The organism is Phycisphaerales bacterium (assembly GCA_035627955.1).
Taxonomy (GTDB): Bacteria; Planctomycetota; Phycisphaerae; order Phycisphaerales; family UBA1924; genus JAEYTB01.
The window spans coordinates 22,767-39,544 of sequence record DASPKU010000010.1 but is presented as its reverse complement, the minus strand read 5'-3'; the positions used below and the strand labels follow the sequence as shown (position 1 = coordinate 39,544).

The window sequence follows — 16,778 nt, the reverse complement described above, 5'->3', positions numbered from 1 at the left end:
TGCGGCGTCTGCTACGCTGGCGCGGTGGGGCCTGTGTCTGTCCTTTGCAGGGGTGAGTTCATGAGCGTGCGTCGGCGTGGCGTGATCAGTATTTCCAAGGTGGGCGTGGCCCTGGGCGTGAGCGTGGCGGCGCTGGCGTGGGCGGGGGCGGCGGGGTGCGCCCGCTCGGCGCGGGGCGGGGGGGCCAGCGCGCTGGCGTCGAGCGCGGGGGCGGTTGGATCGGGCGCCCCCACCGCCGAGGAGAGCGACGCCTTCGCGCCAACGCCCATGCGGCCGTCGGGCGGCGGGCAGCCGGTGCCGGGCGCGGGCGAGGCCAACGCGCGGGACCTCGCGCAGATGACGGACCTGGGCCCCAAGGGCGCCGTCGCCTGGGGCACGACCCCCGTCGAGATCATCGACACCCGCACCATGCCGCAGTTGCAGGAGGAGGACCCCACCGCGGACGACCGGCCCTCGTGGACGTACAGGATGGTCCGCGACCACCTCCCGCCGCACGAGGCCAACAAGCAGGAGATCAAAAACTGGCCCAGAGAAGGGCCGGCGAACACGCTGGAGGCGGGCACGACGATGGATGAGCCGCGCACCAGCGTGGAGACGCTGTGGCCGAGCATCAACGCGACGGGGTGGAACCCTCCGGACCCGACGCTGGCGGTGGGGCCGGGGCACGTGGTGGTGGCGGTGAACTCCAGCGTGGCGTGGTACACCAAGGCGGGCGTGCAGCAGTTCAACGCGCCCCTGGGCAGCCAGGGCAACCCGGGCTTCTTCGAGGGCGTGGGCGGGTCGACGTTCTGCTTTGACCCCAAGGTCGTGTACGACCACTTCGCCCAGCGCTTCATCGTGCTGGTGCTGGAGGCGTACACCAGCAGCAACCAGGCGTTCGTCACCATCGCCGTGAGCGACGACAGCGACCCCAACGGCACGTGGTACAAGTACCGCACCGACTGCGTCACCAACATCAACGGGGCGCTGTACTGGTGGGACTACCCCGGCCTGGGCTACGACCAGAACGCGTGGTACGTCACCAGCAACCTCTTCGCCATGAGCAGCGGCCCCTACGGCGGCTGCGGTTTCAGAATATTCAACAAGACGCCCATGCTCACCGGCGGCACGGCGACCTACTCCACGCTGCGCGAGGCGGGGGCGTACACCCTGCAGCCGGCGCGGCACTTCGGGAACCCCACGCACCCCTACTTCACCGACGACATCAACTCCACGACGGTGCGGATCTACTCCATCCTGAGCCCGCTCACGGCCCCCGCGATCGTGAGCACGAACGTCACCGTGCCCGGCTACAGCGGCCCCGAGGGCGCGCCCACGCTGGGCGGGGGCACCATGAGCGCGGGCGGCTCGACCGACCCCACCTGGCGCAACGGCCAGCTCTACTGGTGCCACAACGCCCGCACCGGCAGCGGCACGGCCGCGCGGAACGTGGTGCGCTGGCACCAGTTCAGCACGAACACGTGGCCGACGAGCGGCGTGGTCACGCGGGTGCAGTCGGGCGATGTCGATCCGGGGCCGGGGCTGCACACGATGTTCCCCGCCATCGCCGCCAACAGCGCGGGCGACGTGGCGGTGGTCATGGGGGCCACCGGCCCGGACTACCGGGTGAGCGTGCGGATCGCGGGCCGCCGCGCCACCGACCCGCTGGGGCGCATGGGCCAGCCCATCCTGCTCAAGGACGGGGAGGCCAACACCGACGGCCGCTACGGCGACTACTACCACATCGCGGTCGACCCCAGCGACGACCTGCTCTTCTGGGGGATCGGCGAGTACCCGGGGCCGACGGCGAGCTGGCGCAACTGGGTCGCCAGCTTCCGCGTGAGCGATCAGTCCGTGTGCCACCCCGTCTCCGACGACGCGGGCGTCTTCCAGACGAGCAGCGCCACCCCTGTCACTATCGACGTGCTTGCCAACGACTGGCACTCCACCGGCCTGCCCATGACGATCTCGAGCTTCTCCGCGACGAGCACGCGCGGCGGCACCATCACGCGGAGCGTGGGCACCGGGCCCGGCGGGCGGGACAGGCTCACCTACACCCCGCCGCTGAACACCCAGGGGCTGGACTCCTTCAACTACACCGTCAGCGACGCGGGCGGCAACCCCGCGGCCGCGGCGGTGACGGCGCGACTCTACAACCCCGCGACCTACCGCAACGGCGACAGCCTCGGGCAGGTGCGCGCGGGCGTGGACGCCGACTACTACGCCCTCTCCGCCCCCGGCTCGCTGCCGGACTTCGCGACGCTCACCCCCTACGGCGGGGCGCGGCTGGCGAACATCAACTACCCCAACACCACCGGCGTGATCGCGGGCTCCGGGCGCAGCGACGACGTGGGCGTGGTGTTCGTCGGGCACGTGGAGGTGCCCGCGACCAACCTCTACACCTTCTACATCACCTCCGACGACGGCTCGAAGGTGTTCCTGGGCGGCACGGAGATCATCAACCACGACGGCCTGCACGGGGCCACCGAGAAGGCCAGCGCCCTGATCGGCCTCAAGGCCGGCTTCCACCCGCTGCGGATCGAGTACTTCGAGGCTGGTGGCGGCGCGGCCGTGCAGGTGAGCATGAGCAGCCCGAGCCTGACGAAGGCGGTCATCCCCGCCTCGCGCTGGCTGGTGCCCGCCGCCATGTGCACGCAGGACTTCAACGGCGACGGCGACGCGGGCACGGACCAGGACATCGAGGCCTTCTTCGCGTGCCTGGGCGGGAACTGCTGCGTCACCTGCGGGTCGTCGGACTTCAACAACGACGGCGACACGGGGACGGATCAGGACATCGAGAGCTTCTTCCGGGTCCTGGGCGGGGGGGCGTGCTGATCGGGTGAATGCTGCAACCCCTGATCGGGTCCCCGCGTAGAGTCCGCCAGAGAGAGGTTCTCACACGCTATCGATCTTTACCAGATCCCCCCGATGATTGGAGGTCCACGCATGCGTTACGCCCCCGCCGCCGCCCTGATCCTCGCCGCCGCGACCACCGCGCTGGCGGCCCCGCCCTTCACCATGACCATCCTGGTCCGGGAGGGGGACCTCACCGAAATCGGCGCGATCACGAGTGTCGACAACGTGATGGTGAACAACAGCGGCCACTGGCTGGTGGAGTGTGACACGAACAACGCCAACACCGCGGCTGACGGCATCATCATCCGCGGCGGCGCCATCGCCTACCAGCAGGGCACCATCCTGCCGCCCCCCGCCAACGGTGTCATCGGCATCAGCTCCTTCGACGACCTCGTGCTCAACAACAATGGCGACAGCGGCTGGAACTGGTTCCTCTCGGGCGCGACCACCAGCACCGATTCGGGCATCTTCTTCAACGACCGCCTGCTGATCCAGGAAGGCACGCATTCGACCGCCACCGGCTTCAGCCCCAGCACGCCGTACATCGGGTGGTTCGGCTGCAAGATGAACGACGCGAACCAGATCCTGATGGTGGCGAGCGTGGACGACCCCGCGCTCGCGAGCACGGTGGACCGGGCGCTGGTACGGGTAGACTACAACTCGAGCACCCAGACCTTCACCGAGACCGTTCTCGCGAAGGAGGGCGAGGCGGTCGGCGCCTCCACCATCGCCGACTTCAGCACCGATGCCGCGGCGTTCGCCTGGAACCAGTCCGGCACCCCCATGTACTGCGCTGAGCTGGTCGCCTCCACCACCGACGCCCTCTTCGTCGGCAGCACGATCGTGGCCCAGGAGCTCCAGCCCTCGCCGATCGCCGGGCGTACGTGGGAGATCCTCAACGACCGCCCCCTCGACCTCAACAACAGCGGCGCATGGGTCGTCCGCGGCAACCTCACCGGCGACACGATCGACGACGAGGTGATCGTGAAGGGCGATGGAACAGTGGTGGCTCGCGAGGGGCAGGCTGTCCCCGCGGCGCTCGGCCCCTGGGCCTTCACCGGCTTTGGCTCCGCGCCTGTGCAGATGGACGATTCCGGCAACGTCGTGTGGTACGGCGACTGGAACGACCCGAGCACGAACGTCGACAACGGCCTGTTCTGGAACGGCGACCTCCTCATTCAGGACGGCGTGACTGTCGTCGACGGCCAGACCGTCACCACCGTGCGCGGCATCGCCGATGGCTTCGCCATGTCGGACAACGGCCGCTACCTCATCGTCCGCGTGGTGCTGGGCACCTCCACCGACGCGGCCGTGCTGATCTCCTTCTGCCCCGGCAACCAGTGCGGGCCGCAGGACTTCAACGGCGACGGCGACGCCGGCACCGACCAGGACATCGAGGCGTTCTTCGCGTGCCTGGGCGGCAACTGCTGCCCGACCTGCTTCTGCCAGGGCAGCGACTTCAACGGCGACGGCGACATCGGCACCGACCAGGACATCGAGGCGTTCTTCCGCGTGCTGGGCGGCAGCCCCTGCTGACGTGTGAGTCAATCGGTGGATCAAGGGCCCGGACCAGCGTCCGGGCCCTTTTCTTTTCGCTCGTGCTGCAGGGCTACGTCAGCGCGTCGGAGGCGGAGACTCTTGCGAACCCTGCGCCAGCCGCCGCTGCACGCGGCTGAACTGCTGCCGAACCGCCTCGGGCGTGCGTCCCAGCTCGCGCGCGATCGCCTCCCACGCGAGTCCCTGCGACCGCAGCCGCAGGAGCGTGCGCTCATCCTCATTGAGCGCCGCCAGTGCCCCCGCGACGGCTTCTCGGGCGATGGCAGCGCTGGCGGGACCGGGCCCGCCGTGCGGGCCATCCCCTGGCAGACCCTGCGTCACCGCGCCGCCGCCGCGCTTGGCGGCCCGGTCATGGCGGGAAAGATCAGCGAGCTTGCTGCGGACGCACTGACGGACGTACGCAGCCAGGGCCGCCTCGCTCTCAAACGCGATCCTGCCACCCTCGAAGTCGTCCACGAACGACCTCGCCAGCGACTGGCAGACATCCATCGACTCGCGGTGGTCGCGCAGGCGCGAGCCCATGCCCGCGCGGACGTAGATCGTCAGCAGCCGCAGCAGCTCGTCGAACGCGGCCTCTCGCGCGCGGGGGTCGCTCCCCGCGCACGCCCGCGCCAGCAGCCCCGACAACCGCGCCGCCTGCTGCGGCTTCTGCACCGGGCTGTCCGTTGGCTCGGGCACGCGGGCGTCTCCGGGAAAAACATGCGGCGGCGTGTCACACCGGCCCCGCCGCGACGCTCTCAGCATACGGGAGGACCCGCCACTTCGTTAGACTTGAGCCCGCATGGACCCGTTCACGCGTTCAGCTTCTGTTTCGGCCTCGGCGCGGGTCCGCGCCTCGTGGACGGCGGGGCCGCCCGCGATCTCCGAGGTGCTGGCGAGGGCCTCTGACAACGGGGTCATGCTGGTCGACCCGGTCGTTGCGGACGCCGAGGAGCGCTGGAACCGCGGCCTGCCCGCCCGCCTGGAGGAGTACCTCGCGGCCGATCCCGGGCTCACCGAGCAGCGCGATCTCTGCCGCGCCCTCATCATGTGCGAGGCCGCCCGCCGCACCAGTGAGCCGATGGTCGCCATCCGCACCGACCTGCTGGCGCGCTTCCCCTCGCTTGCGGGCGAGCTCGATGAGGTGCTGGAGCTGCTCTCGCTCATGCGCGAGGCGGAGGAGGCTGGGCCCGCGTTGACGCCCGGCACGCGCCTGGGCAAGTACGAGCTCCGCGAGCACATCGGCTCGGGCGGCTTCGGGCACGTGTGGCGGGCACTCGACTCCGAGCTGGGCCGCTACGTTGCCCTCAAGCTCTTCGCCGCCCCCGTGCGACCGGGAGGCAGCACAGGGCACTCCCGCCTGGTCGCCGAGGCCCGCGCCGCCGCGGCCCTGGACCACGAGAACATCGTCCGCGTGCACGCGGCAGGCCTCTTCGAGGACCACGGCCTTGCATACCTGGACTCGCAACTCGCGGGCGATCCAGAGCCCACCGGGAATGATCCACTGCACGTGCGTGTCGCGCGGTCGCTGGAAGAATGTGCACCGATGCCGCCGCGCGAGGCCGCGCGTGTCATCGAGGCCGCCTGCCGCGGCGTCGGCGCCGCCCACGCCCGCGCCGTGCTGCACCGGGACATCAAGCCCGGCAACATCCTGCTCACCCTTTCGGGACGCGTGATGGTCGCCGACTTCGGCCTGGCCCTCGAGGCGCGTGCTGAGGCCGATGCCCGCATTGTGGGCACACCGGCGTACATGCCCCCAGAGCAGGCCCGGGGCGAGACCGCGACCCCGCAGAGCGATGTCTTCGCCCTCGGCGCAACGCTCCGCTTCCTGCTCACGGGCACGCCGCCCTATGCACCCAGTGGCCAACACAGCAGCTCCGCTCGCGAGGACGTGCTGGAACAGGCACGCCGCGCCGAGCTGCGCCCGCTCGCCGCCACCATCCCGACCGACCTCCGCGCCATCATCGAGCGGGCCACGGCTTCGGACCCAGCAGCGAGGTACACCTCCGCCGACCAGCTTGCCGCGGACCTCCACGCCTTCCGGCACTGGCGTCCTGTGGCGGCGCGCGTCACCCCGCCGCTGCACAGGGCCCGGCTCTTCGCCCGCCGCCACCGCGCCGCCGTGCTCGTCAGCGCAGTCGCCGCCGCGGCGATCGGGGTTTCGACAACTGTCTACGTGCTTCGGCTTGGAGAGGAGCGCGACCGGGCTCTGACCGCCGAGCACGCCGCCGACCGTGAGATGAGGCGCGCGGTGGCCGCGGAAGGTGACGCCCTGAGCCAGCTCGAGGAAGCGATCCGCCAGCGCGACACGGCCCTGGCCATCAACCAGTACGCGGCCGACTCCATCGTGGCCGCGCTGCGCAGCTCCCCCACTGACAAGCCCACCATCCAGGAAGCCCTGGACCTCGCCGAGCGCCGCATGCACTACAGCGTCTCCGAGCGCCCGCTCATCGAAGCCGGCGTGCGCGTGGTGCTGGCGTCAGGATTGATCGCCAACAAGGAGCACGACCGCGCGGTCAAGCACCTCGTCGAGGCCGTGCGAGTGCGTGCCGAACAACTGGGAATCGATGCGCCGGACACGCTCCGCGCCCGCCGCTTGCTGGCGTGGGCGCGCTCGCACGCGGGCGATCTTGAGCGTGCTCGCGCAGAGATGAACACCGTGGCCCCGCTCTGCGCGACCACCCTCGGCGAGAGCGATGTCGACACCGGGCTCGCCTACGCGGCCCTGGGCCAGTGGGCCCTCACCGACGGGCAGCTCGGCAAGGCCGAGCCGCTGCTCGCCCGCGCCGAACGATCGCTGCGCGACGGTCCCGGCATCGGTCTGCTGGAGTGGCAGGAGGTCGGCGGCCGGCTCGCGGAGCTCTACTACAAGCAGGACCGCCTCCGCGAACGCACGGAGCTTCGGCAGGCCATCGCAGACGCCGCGGCCAAGAAGCTCGGTCGCGACGACGTCCGCACCCTCAATGCCCGCCACAACGTCGCACGCGCCCTCTGGGACGAGGGCCGCATGGACGAGGCCGAGCAGGCACTTCGCACCCTGGTGGACGACTCCATCGCCGTGAACGGCCGCTACCACGCGGGCACCGTCTTCGCTCACTGGAACCTGGCCGACTTTCTAATAAAGGTCCGCCGCGACCCGGCGGCGGCCTCCGAGCTCACCCGCGCCGCGATCCCCGAGAACCTCCGCCCGAGCAGCTTGCCCGCGGTCCGCGGCCCGCTGCTGGTCGTCGAAGCACGCGCACTCGCGGCCCTCCAGAAGCACGACGAGGCCCTGGCCATTCTCAAGCAGGTCCGCGCCGACGCCCGCGCGATGGGCAACGCGGGCGAAAAGCTGGCGAAGCAGGCGCAGGACCTCGAGGCTGCCATCGCCCGAACAAGCCCCCAGCACAATTAATTGCTCGCAGCGTGTCACACCCGCGCCCAGTCTCCGCTCTGGCTGTCGGAGGGTTGATACAGGCCCCGTTGCCCTGCTCCCCAAGCGAACACCTCAGTACTCGGAGACTTGTCATGACCATCGCCCGCGCTCTTCCTCTCGTCCTCCTCGCCGGCCTGTGCCAGAACGCGCACGCCCAGTGCGAGGACGTCTACCGCACCGGGCTGCCCGACCTCGACCAGCGCCGCATCGACGCCCCCAACAAGCTCGGCCTGCCGTGGAACGGCGCCTCCCACTGTGTCCCGGCCAGCTGGGCCGACAACATCGCCTACATCTCTGACCACGGCCTGCCCGGCCTGCTGCTCAACCAGAGCTACGACTGGACGGACGAGAGCAGCTACAACGTCGCCGGCGCCCTCATCGGCTACATGGGTTTCCTCATGGGAACCGACGCCGACGGCACCAGCAACTCCGTCAGTGGCATCAAGCAGCTGATGGACGAGCGCGCTCCCGGAGCCCTCGTCGGCGGCGCGTACGGCTGGACTGCCGGCCCCGCCGAAATGCGCGAGGTGCTGCTCGCCGGCGGATTCGCCGCCCTCACCCGCGGCTTCTACCGCCTCCAGCCCAACACCTTCCAGTGGATCCGCTACGGCGGCCACATCGTCGCCCTCCGCGGCCTGCACGAGCCCTGCGCCGTCGACCCCATCGTCAGCATGCGCGACCCCAACACTGACCGCAACATCGAATCGCAGACCGAGCAGTCCGCGTTCCGCACGCATTATGAGCCGCTGCACAAGGAGACGGTCACGTTTTATATTGACGGCTCACTGGAGAACCGCGAGGTCTGGCGGTACGCGAACTCCATCGGCACCTCGCAGGTCAACGGCGAGACCTGGCAGACCCGCCGCTACCTTGAGGGCTTTGCCACCCTCATCCCCACCGTCGCGCTCACCGGCCAGCCGGTTGTCGGGGAAGAGCCCAGCGGCATCAACTTCGTCCGCCCGCTGAATCTGACCGACGAGCTCAACCCGACGCACACGCACAGCCAGCTGCCCACCGGGACCGGCCAGATCAAGGCGGTGCACGTGGACCCTGGTCTTGCCTACTCCTGGGTGTTCGCCTCCGGCCCCGGCAACACCACGCGCCTCATCCGCGTCGGCATGGGCAGTGGCGAGTCGCACCTGCAGTACGAGCTCGAGAACTCGCTTGTCACCAGCTACATCGCACACACGGGCGAGCTCTACGTGGTGGAGACCGCGCCCACTACCGGTGCGATCTATCTCCGCCGCCTCGCCAACCCCGGCCCGACCGCACAGACGCGAGAGCACATCCTCCTCGCCCGCCAGACGCTCGCCATCGGCGAAGACGACACCGCCGGGCGTCTTGTGCTGCTGCAGCAGGACAGCACCGGCAGCTACGTGATGTGCCGCCGTCCCCTCGAACTCGCGCAGCCCGAGGACTCCGTGCAGCCCTGCCCGCCCGCGGTGTCGCTCATCGGCGACATCGCCATGAGCGTGAGCCCCACGACCGGTGAGGTGCTGCTGTGCTCCAGCGGGGTCCCCGCCGTGCACCGCATCTCGTATGACCGCGTGAACGGCTACCAGCTCGCGGAGACCATCGCGCTCCCGGCCGGCAGTGAGCCGCGCAGCCTCACGTGGACCGACACCGGCTCGGTCATGCTCGTCAACAACGGCGTCGTGCAGGAGTACGAGCAGGACGCCGCGGGTTCGTGGGTTGCGAAGTCCAACTCGCTCTACGCGGGCACGCTTGTCGCCCCCGGCCAGCCTTTCACCCTCGCGCTCACCCGCCCCGCCGCTGACACGACGCCCAGCGCGCCGCAGAGCGAGCCCGAGGACCTCGTCGAAGGCCAGCTCGACCACTGCGCGCAGGACTTCAACGGCGACGGCGATTCCGGCACCGACCAGGACATCGAGGCCTTCTTCGCGTGCCTGGGCGGCAACTGCTGCCTGATGTGCGGCACCAGCGACTACAACGGCGACGGTGACTTCGGCACCGACCAGGACATCGAGTCGTTCTTCCGCGTGCTCGGCGGCGGCAGCTGCTGAGTCCGCAACCATCACCTGCGATCAAACGAAACGGGCCCGGTGCGCTGCTGCGCCGGGCTCGTTCTTTGCTGGTTCCAGCCCCGAGTGGGAAACGCGCCCGGGCAGATTCGAACTGCCGACCTGCGGTTTAGGAAACCGCCGCTCTATCCAACTGAGCTACGAGCGCACGAGACAAGCCTAGGCCGCGGCCTCACCACCGGGCCAAAAGCGAACCGGACCCCCGCGTGGCAGGGGTCCGGAGGAAGATCAAGTTCGAAGATCGGTGATCGAAAGCGGAGAAAGGGCTCAGGCCTTCTCGGCCTTCTCCTTCTTCGCCGGCGTCTCGACGGTGATGCCGGCCATCGGGTCGTGCTTGAGGCCACGCCGGCGGTCGCGGAGGCGGCGGCTCTTGCCGGCGCGGTCGCGGAGGTAGTAGAGCTTGGCGCGACGCGCATCGGCGCGACGCACGACCTCGTACTTGGCGATCAGCGGGCTGTGCACCGGGAAGATGCGCTCCACGCCGACCTCGTCGACGACCTTGCGTACCACGGCCATCTCGCCGATGCCGCGCCCCTTGCGGGAGATCACCACGCCCTGGAACACCTGCGTGCGCTCCTTGTCGCCTTCGACGATCCGGAAGTGCACGTTGATGGTGTCGCCCGGCTCGAACTTGGGGACGTTCGTCTTGAGCGTGGCCTTATTGATCTCTTCGATGAGCTGCTGGGACATGGCTATACCTCGGAGTAGGGCGGGAAGGTTAGGCGTGCCGCCGGGCAACTTCTAGGGAGGCGAGCGGACTGAGACGACCCATAGTCCTCGTAGTACGCTATACGACAGGTGGTTGCGGAGCCTGTTCGGGGGGTGCGAGGAGGTCGGGTCGGCGGGATTTCGTGCGGGCCAGGCGTTGTTCGTGCCGCCACTGATCGATTCTGGCATGGTTGCCGCTGAGCAGGACGTCGGGGATGGGGACCCCCATCCATTCCCGGGGCTTGGTGTAGTGCGGGCAGTCCAGCAGCCGCCGGCCGTCCTTGCCGCGGGCGAAGCTGTCCTCCAGGTTCGAGCACTCGTCGCCAAGGACCCCCGGGATGAGGCGGGTCACGGCGTCGATCAGCACCATCGCCCCCAGCTCGCCGCCGGAGAGCACGTAGTCGCCGATCGACACCTCCAGCGGTGCCAGCCGCTCGATCACCCGCTCGTCAATCCCCTCGTAATGCCCGGCGATCAGCAGCAGCCGGGACTTCTGGGCCAGCTCCTCCACCAAGGGCTGCCGCAGCGGCACACCCTGAGGCGTCAGCAGGATCCGCGTCGCCGGGCGGGGGTCCCGGGCCTCCACCGCCTGCACCGCGTCCCACAGCGGCTGGCACATCATGACCATCCCCGGCCCGCCGCCGAAGGGTCGGTCGTCGGTCTTCTGGTGCTTGTCGGTCGTGAAGTCGCGGATGTTGGTCGCGTGAACCTCGATGTGCCCGGTGCGCGCCGCCCGCCCGGGGATGCTCACGCCAAGGGCCGCGGGGGGCTCGGTGGCGAACATCTCGGGGAAGGTGGTGAGGATGTCGATGCGGAGGGGCATTGGGAAAGTGACGAAGTGTGGAAGTGACCGAGTAACGAAGTGGAAGGCAAAGAATAAGGCCCGGGAGTTGAGCCCGGGCCTTGAGTCAGCAGATTGCGTGAGAGCCGCCGCGGAGCGGCGGGGTACCCAGGAAGATACTCAGGCTCAGGCCTTCTTCTCGCCCTCGCCCGCGGCGGCCGCCGCGGCGGCCTTGGCCTTCTTCTCCTCAACCAGCTTGCGGTCGGCGGCGCGGTCGGCCTCCCACTGCTTCACGTCGCCGATGCCGCGCTTGGCGAGCATGTCGCGGACGGTGTCGCTGGGCTGGGCGCCCTTGCTCAGCCAGTGCTTGACGCGCTCATCGTTGATCTGCAGGGCCTTCGCCGGGTCCTTCTCGAGCGGGTTGTACCAGCCGAGTGCCTCGATGACCGGGCCATTGCGGCGGGTCTGCTTCTCGACGGCGGCGATGCGGTAGAACGGACGGTTGCGGCGGCCGAGCCGCTGCATGCGGAGACGAACCATGGGATCCTTCCTTCTGGCCTGAGAGGGCAGGCCGACCACGACAAGTTGTTCCCCCGGCACGTGCTGGGGGGTTGGAAGGATAGGCGGGAGGGTCGGCAACGGCGACCCAATAGGCGAACGAGCCCTGTGCGCGAGCACCGGAATAGGCTCACCCGGAACAGGCGAACAGCACTCTCCTTTGCTTGCGCAAAGGGCTCGTTGGCTTTCAGGCTGACCTTACCCCCGCCGCTTGAGCAGCATCCCCGCCAGGATGCCCGCCGCGAACGCCGTCCCGATCACCGCCAGCGGCCGGTTCTCAATGGCGTCGCCCACCTTGCCGCCCAACTTGTCGCCAATCTCGCCCGGGGCGCCCTTCATGCGCCCTCCGAAGCGGGACCCGGCAGACTTGCCCGAGCTCAGGCCATGCTTCACCAGGTTGGCGAAGTCCTGCCCCAGCTGCTTGAGGTCCTCACGGAACCGGTCCACATCGCCCCGCAGCCGCCCCGCGGCCGTGTTCACAGCGTCATTCTGATCCTGCACCATCTCTGGTCCTCCAGGGGTGTTCCTCCGCGTGGAAGGTAGATGGCGGGGGTCGGGGAGCGATGAAAACCGGCTTGAGAAGGGTGGCACCCGGTAGAGATTGAAGATGGAAGATTCCTTCCCCTCTGGAACTTCCATCTTCCTTCTTCTCTCCCAGTCTCGGGCGGAGCAACAGAGGCGAAGAGGAAGGCAGGAACGCGGAGGGTACGCAGAAGAGCTGAGGAGCGCGGAGAGGAGGCGAGGAACGCAGAGGATCGCATGACCCTCCTCCAAGCGGAACATTGAAGATGGAAGATTCCTCTCCCTCTTAAGGGAGAGAATCCATCTTCCTTGTTCCTGAGACTCCTGCTCAGCCGTGGGCGCAGCAGCCTTCCCCAGAGCGGAACATTGAAGATTCCTCTCCTTCTGAAGGGAGGGCGTGATGTTCGATGTTGATCATCCTGACCTGCTGGGACGAGCCGAGCACGACCCCAGGGCGGGTCGTGCCACCCGCGTCGCTGCGGGTTGACACCCGCCCCCGCCCTGATACGCTGCCCGCGTTGTTGGTCCCGCTGTCGGCATTGACGCCGCCCGCGGGTGCGAAAGGGAAGTGTGGTGTAAACCCACCGCGGACGCGCCGCCGTATCGGGTGCTGATGCGGGTCCCACTGGGGATGGTTCCAACAGGAGCTATCCCGGCCACTGGCCTCAAGGCGATCGCCGAGAGGCTGGGAAGGTTGGACCCGCGGAGCCCGGAGCCGGAAGACCTGCCGACAACGTGTTGCTGGTTGGCCCTCGCGGGCCGCGTGCCACGATCATGTCCTCATGATCGTGCTCCTCGGATGAGGACGCGTGCCAAGGGACCCGGCGTTGATGACCCGCGCACCGTCCCAGCGCGGCCCTCTCAACTCCATCCCCCGTGAGCGGCCGGAGGTCTTCTGGCTGGGGCTTCCTCCGCGCGAAACGGAGGGAAAGGCCGTGTCTCACGGCGTCTGGAGTTGGTGTGCGTCTTCGTTCTTCTCGTTCGTGCCTCGTGCTGTCGTCGGTTGCGCTGGTCGCCGGGCTGTGCGGAACCGCCCGCGCTCAGAACCCGTGGGCCGACCAAGTCGTGTCCTACACCAGCGGCGTGCTCGCGAGCCCCGCGTACAACGACCCCGCGAATGCAGTGGGGTCGCCCGAGCGCTACACCGGCGAGGGCCAGTGGCCCGGCGCGGTCACGCCCTTCAGCTCCCCCTGGCTGCCCAATGAGCTCGTGGGTATCGGCGTGGGCGGCTCGCTGGTCATGCGCTTCGATGAGCCCGTGACCGACGACCCGCTGAATCCCTTCGGCATCGACCTGCTGATCTTCGGCAACGCGTTCTACGTCAGTGACCTCGCGGAGGACACCACCAGCGGCTCGATGTACAGCGCCAGTGACCAGGGCGTGATCGAGGTGAGCCAGAACGGCACCACGTGGTTCCCCATCACCGGCGCCCGCCCCGACCACCTGTTCCCGACGCTCGGATACGTCGACGTCACGCACCCCTTCACCAGCCCGCACGGCCTCATCCCCACCGACTTCACCAAGCCGGTGAACCCGGCGTTCGACGCCGCGGGCCTGAACCTCGCGCAGATCGTCGCGGCCTACGACGGCTCGGGCGGCGGCACCGGCGTTGACCTCGCAGGCACCGGCCTGAGCTCCATCAGCTACGTGCGGATCACCTACCTCGGCACGAGCGGTGACCTCCAGATCGACGCGATGTCCGATGTGTCGCCGGTGCCCGCGCCCGCGGGAGTGGTGGTGCTTGGCGCCGCCGGGCTGCTGGCGACCCGCCGCCGGCGCATGAGCCACGCCCACTGATCGAGGAGAGCCGCCTGCGTGCCGAGAGGTGCGCGGGCGGTCTTTGATGCCGCAGCGCTTCGGGCAACATCGAAGATCGAAGATCGCGATCATCCTCGCGTCGATGTTCCATCTTCCATGTTCGCTCCGCGCGCAGACGGCCTACCCCGGCGGACCCGTCGGGCTGCAGCACCTCGCGCCGCCGGGGGCGTGGAGCACGCTCGGGCAGGGGCCGTCCCGCCTCGCGACGACACCGCACCCGCTGGCTGCGATCGACCGTCCGCTGGCCGCGACGTGGACCCGCTCCACCGACGCCGACGGCAACACCATCAGCTTCATCGGCCAGGCCCCCACCGCCGTCTCGCGCGACGCCGTGTTCGCCGTGGGGCGCGTCAGCCCGCCCGGCCAGCCCGCGAACCAGACCCGCCTCTTCGCCTTCGACCGCAGCACCGGCGCCGTCCGCTGGTGGATGCCCGTCGCCAGCACCGTGCTCGACTCCGACACCGGCCCCGTGCTCGACGATCGCGCGGGCACCGTCATCTTCGCCTCGCAGCGCTTTGTCACCGCCTTCGACCAGGCCACCGGTGCCCAGCGCTGGCAGGCGCAGCTCACCCGCAGCGTCGTCAACGCCTCGCCGCTGGTGGTCAACGAGCCGGGCCGCCCCGGACGGCTCTTCATCACCGACTATGACGGCTTCAGCACCGCGGCCAAGCTCTACTGCATCAACACGGCCCCGCTTTCGCCGACCAACCCGCGCCAGCCCGGGGCAATCGTGTGGTCCGCACCCATCGGCGGCAGCTCTGGCAACAGCCCCGCGTACTTGCCCTCTGCAATGGGCGGCCTGGGGCACGTGTACGTGGCGACGCTGGGCGCGGGCGGCGGGGGCGGCAACGCGGGGAAGATCGAGGCGTTCGACGCCTTCGCCGATGTTCCATCTTCGATCTTCACCTTCGAGAACCCTCACCCCGAGGGCTTCTTCGGCGGCCTCTGCGTCCTGCCGCCGGCGCGTAGCCGCGAGCCCCCCAGCCTCCTCGCGGCCACCTACGCCTTCAGCGGCGGCCTCGACGCCGGAAACCTCGTCAAGGTGAGTGCCCGCGACGGCTCGCTTATCTGGTCCACGCCCTGCAACCGCACGATGTCCATCCCCGTGCCGCTGCCCGGCGGGCGCATCGCACTCTCCACCGGCATCCAGGGCTTCGGCTCGCTCCCCGCCGTCGAGCTCTTCCAGGACCTCGGCAGCAGCGGCGTGCTGCTGTGGAACTCCGCGGTCGCGACATGGAACGACCTCAATCTCAACGGCTTCATTGACCCCGGCGAGCACCTCGCCGTGGGCGGCTGGACGCAGCAGCCGGTCGCCAGCACGTTCGGCGGACGCACCACGCTGGCGGTGGGGCTGATCCCCCCCAGCGGCACGTTCTCCTCCCCCTCGCACGAGCTGTTCGTGCTCGACCTCGACGCGCCGCCCTTCAGCCCGGCTTTCGTGCAGGCCCACACCACCGGCGCCGGCGGCAGCCCCGCCGCCCCCGGCGCCGCTCTAATCTCAGTCGGCACCGCCGGTCTCGTGCACTTCGGCCCCACGCCCGCGATGCTCGACCTGTCGCAGGATTTCGTCGTTAGCACGGGCGACCTCTACACGTGGGAATCCTCACTCTCTACCGCCGCCCGCGACCTCGACCGCGACGGCCAGCCCACCGCCGCGGACCGCTCACTGCTCATCAACGCCTTGCGCGCCCCCGAGAGCGCCCTGCTGATTGGGGGCCGCCCGTGACCGCGCATCTGACCACGAGCCTGACCACGCGTCGGGCCTTCACGCTCATCGAGCTGCTGGTGGTCATCGCCATCATCGCGCTGCTCGTGGGCGTGCTGCTGCCCTCGCTCGGCGCGGCCCGCGCCTCCGCCCGCGGCACGCGCTGCCTGGCCAACCAGCGGCAGCTGGGGGCCGCGTGGACCCTCTACGCCGGCACGCACGCCGACCGCGCCATCCCCCTCGCCTATTGGTCCACGCAGGACATCGGCAGCGGCCCCGTCATCTACTGGTGGGGCACGCACGGCAGCAGCACCACCCCCGTCGACCACGCCCGCGGCTTCATCGCGCCCTACCTCGACGCCTCACTCGCGCAGCGATCGGTGTACGAGTGCCCGGAGCAGCCCTGGGGCACGTACCAGCCGCAGGGCCCCAGCCGCGAGCCCACGAGCACGTACGGCTACAACGGCTACTACCTCTCGCCGAGCAAGACGCCCGGCTGGGCGTTCACCATTGGCCACCGCCCATGGCGGCGGCTCGCCGACATCCAGCAGCCCTCGAGCCTCTTCGTTTTCGCCGACGCGATGCTCCCTGCGGGCACGCCGCGCAACTCGGCACTCCTCGACCCGCCCATGCTCTGGTCGGGCACGGAGTGGGTGCCCAACGACTCGCCGACGACCTCCTTCCGGCACGCGGGCGACCTGTCGATGGCCGTGGCCGCGGACGGCAGCGCCCGCGCCTGGCGCGCCAGCCCCGAGTTGATGATTGATGAGCTCCACCGCATCGGCTCCGTGGGCGACAACGCGCCGCACTACGTGCCAGATGCCCACGAGTGGCGGTAGCGCAACTGCGGAGATCCTC

11 protein-coding genes, 1 tRNA gene, 1 pseudogene and 1 riboswitch are annotated in these 16,778 nt (G+C 69.5%); of the genes and pseudogenes, 7 read left to right on the top strand and 6 right to left on the bottom strand.

Annotated features, from left to right (window positions below; genetic code table 11):
• Positions 1 to 60 precede the first annotated feature (60 nt).
• Positions 61 to 2,814 (top strand): PA14 domain-containing protein, encoded by a 2,754-nt coding sequence (locus VD997_08590; protein HYE62041.1) that lies wholly within the window; start codon positions 61 to 63, stop codon positions 2,812 to 2,814.
• A gap of 111 nt (positions 2,815 to 2,925) precedes the next feature.
• Positions 2,926 to 4,371, top strand: a complete 1,446-nt coding sequence (locus VD997_08585; protein ID HYE62040.1) for a hypothetical protein — start codon at positions 2,926 to 2,928, stop codon at positions 4,369 to 4,371.
• A 78-nt stretch (positions 4,372 to 4,449) separates the two neighbouring features.
• Here the strand turns inward: VD997_08585 and VD997_08580 are convergent, their stop codons facing one another.
• The gene (locus VD997_08580; protein HYE62039.1) at positions 4,450 to 5,070 is read right to left on the bottom strand and encodes a sigma-70 family RNA polymerase sigma factor; all 621 of its coding nucleotides are present in this window, start codon (positions 5,068 to 5,070) and stop codon (positions 4,450 to 4,452) included.
• A 103-nt stretch (positions 5,071 to 5,173) separates the two neighbouring features.
• Here VD997_08580 and VD997_08575 point away from each other — a divergent pair, with 103 nt between their 5' ends.
• Together VD997_08575 and VD997_08570 are read left to right on the top strand one after the other, a co-directional pair.
• Complete coding sequence (locus VD997_08575; protein ID HYE62038.1) at positions 5,174 to 7,765, top strand: protein kinase; 2,592 nt, start codon at positions 5,174 to 5,176, stop codon at positions 7,763 to 7,765.
• Positions 7,766 to 7,878: 113 nt separating this feature from the next.
• On the top strand, positions 7,879 to 9,810 hold the full coding sequence (locus tag VD997_08570; protein HYE62037.1) for a hypothetical protein: 1,932 nt from the start codon (positions 7,879 to 7,881) through the stop codon (positions 9,808 to 9,810).
• A gap of 92 nt (positions 9,811 to 9,902) precedes the next feature.
• Here the strand turns inward: VD997_08570 and VD997_08565 are convergent.
• From VD997_08565 to VD997_08545, 5 genes and pseudogenes are all read right to left on the bottom strand, one after another.
• Positions 9,903 to 9,976 (bottom strand) — tRNA-Arg (locus tag VD997_08565).
• A gap of 194 nt (positions 9,977 to 10,170) precedes the next feature.
• Positions 10,171 to 10,518, bottom strand: a pseudogene (gene rplS, locus VD997_08560) (50S ribosomal protein L19).
• Positions 10,519 to 10,615: 97 nt separating this feature from the next.
• Complete coding sequence (trmD, locus tag VD997_08555) at positions 10,616 to 11,359, bottom strand: tRNA (guanosine(37)-N1)-methyltransferase TrmD (GenBank protein ID HYE62036.1); 744 nt, start codon at positions 11,357 to 11,359, stop codon at positions 10,616 to 10,618.
• A 144-nt stretch (positions 11,360 to 11,503) separates the two neighbouring features.
• Positions 11,504 to 11,857, bottom strand: coding sequence for a 30S ribosomal protein S16 (gene rpsP, locus VD997_08550; GenBank protein HYE62035.1), 354 nt, complete (start codon positions 11,855 to 11,857; stop codon positions 11,504 to 11,506).
• 216 nt (positions 11,858 to 12,073) lie between these two features.
• A complete protein-coding gene (locus VD997_08545; GenBank protein HYE62034.1) occupies positions 12,074 to 12,379 on the bottom strand; it encodes a hypothetical protein in 306 nt (101 codons plus the stop codon).
• Between the two features lie 535 nt (positions 12,380 to 12,914).
• Positions 12,915 to 13,144: riboswitch (cobalamin riboswitch) on the top strand.
• A gap of 213 nt (positions 13,145 to 13,357) precedes the next feature.
• Between VD997_08545 and VD997_08540 the strand changes: the two genes are divergently transcribed.
• Genes VD997_08540 through VD997_08530 form a run of 3 tightly spaced genes read left to right on the top strand, consistent with a single transcriptional unit; the run spans position 13,358 to position 16,759 of the window.
• The gene (locus VD997_08540) at positions 13,358 to 14,194 is read left to right on the top strand and encodes a hypothetical protein (GenBank protein HYE62033.1); all 837 of its coding nucleotides are present in this window, start codon (positions 13,358 to 13,360) and stop codon (positions 14,192 to 14,194) included.
• A gap of 46 nt (positions 14,195 to 14,240) precedes the next feature.
• Positions 14,241 to 15,941 carry a PQQ-binding-like beta-propeller repeat protein gene (locus VD997_08535; GenBank protein HYE62032.1) on the top strand — a complete coding sequence of 567 codons (1,701 nt, stop codon included), beginning with the start codon at positions 14,241 to 14,243 and terminating at the stop codon, positions 15,939 to 15,941.
• Positions 15,938 to 16,759, top strand: a complete 822-nt coding sequence (locus VD997_08530) for a type II secretion system protein (GenBank protein ID HYE62031.1) — start codon at positions 15,938 to 15,940, stop codon at positions 16,757 to 16,759. Before VD997_08535 ends, VD997_08530 begins: the two co-directional genes overlap by 4 nt.
• Positions 16,760 to 16,778 lie beyond the last annotated feature (19 nt).

What these genes read in the sequence shown, in the direction of transcription:
- VD997_08585 (HYE62040.1), top strand. Translation starts at nt 2,926, where the DNA reads ATGCGTTACGCCCCCGCCGCCGCCCTGATCCTCGCCGCCGCGACCACC.
- VD997_08535 (HYE62032.1), top strand. Translation starts at nt 14,241, where the DNA reads ATGCCGCAGCGCTTCGGGCAACATCGAAGATCGAAGATCGCGATCATC.
- VD997_08575 (HYE62038.1), top strand. Translation starts at nt 5,174, where the DNA reads ATGGACCCGTTCACGCGTTCAGCTTCTGTTTCGGCCTCGGCGCGGGTC.
- rpsP (HYE62035.1), bottom strand. Translation starts at nt 11,857, where the DNA reads ATGGTTCGTCTCCGCATGCAGCGGCTCGGCCGCCGCAACCGTCCGTTC.
- VD997_08570 (HYE62037.1), top strand. Translation starts at nt 7,879, where the DNA reads ATGACCATCGCCCGCGCTCTTCCTCTCGTCCTCCTCGCCGGCCTGTGC.
- VD997_08545 (HYE62034.1), bottom strand. Translation starts at nt 12,379, where the DNA reads ATGGTGCAGGATCAGAATGACGCTGTGAACACGGCCGCGGGGCGGCTG.
- trmD (HYE62036.1), bottom strand. Translation starts at nt 11,359, where the DNA reads ATGCCCCTCCGCATCGACATCCTCACCACCTTCCCCGAGATGTTCGCC.
- VD997_08590 (HYE62041.1), top strand. Translation starts at nt 61, where the DNA reads ATGAGCGTGCGTCGGCGTGGCGTGATCAGTATTTCCAAGGTGGGCGTG.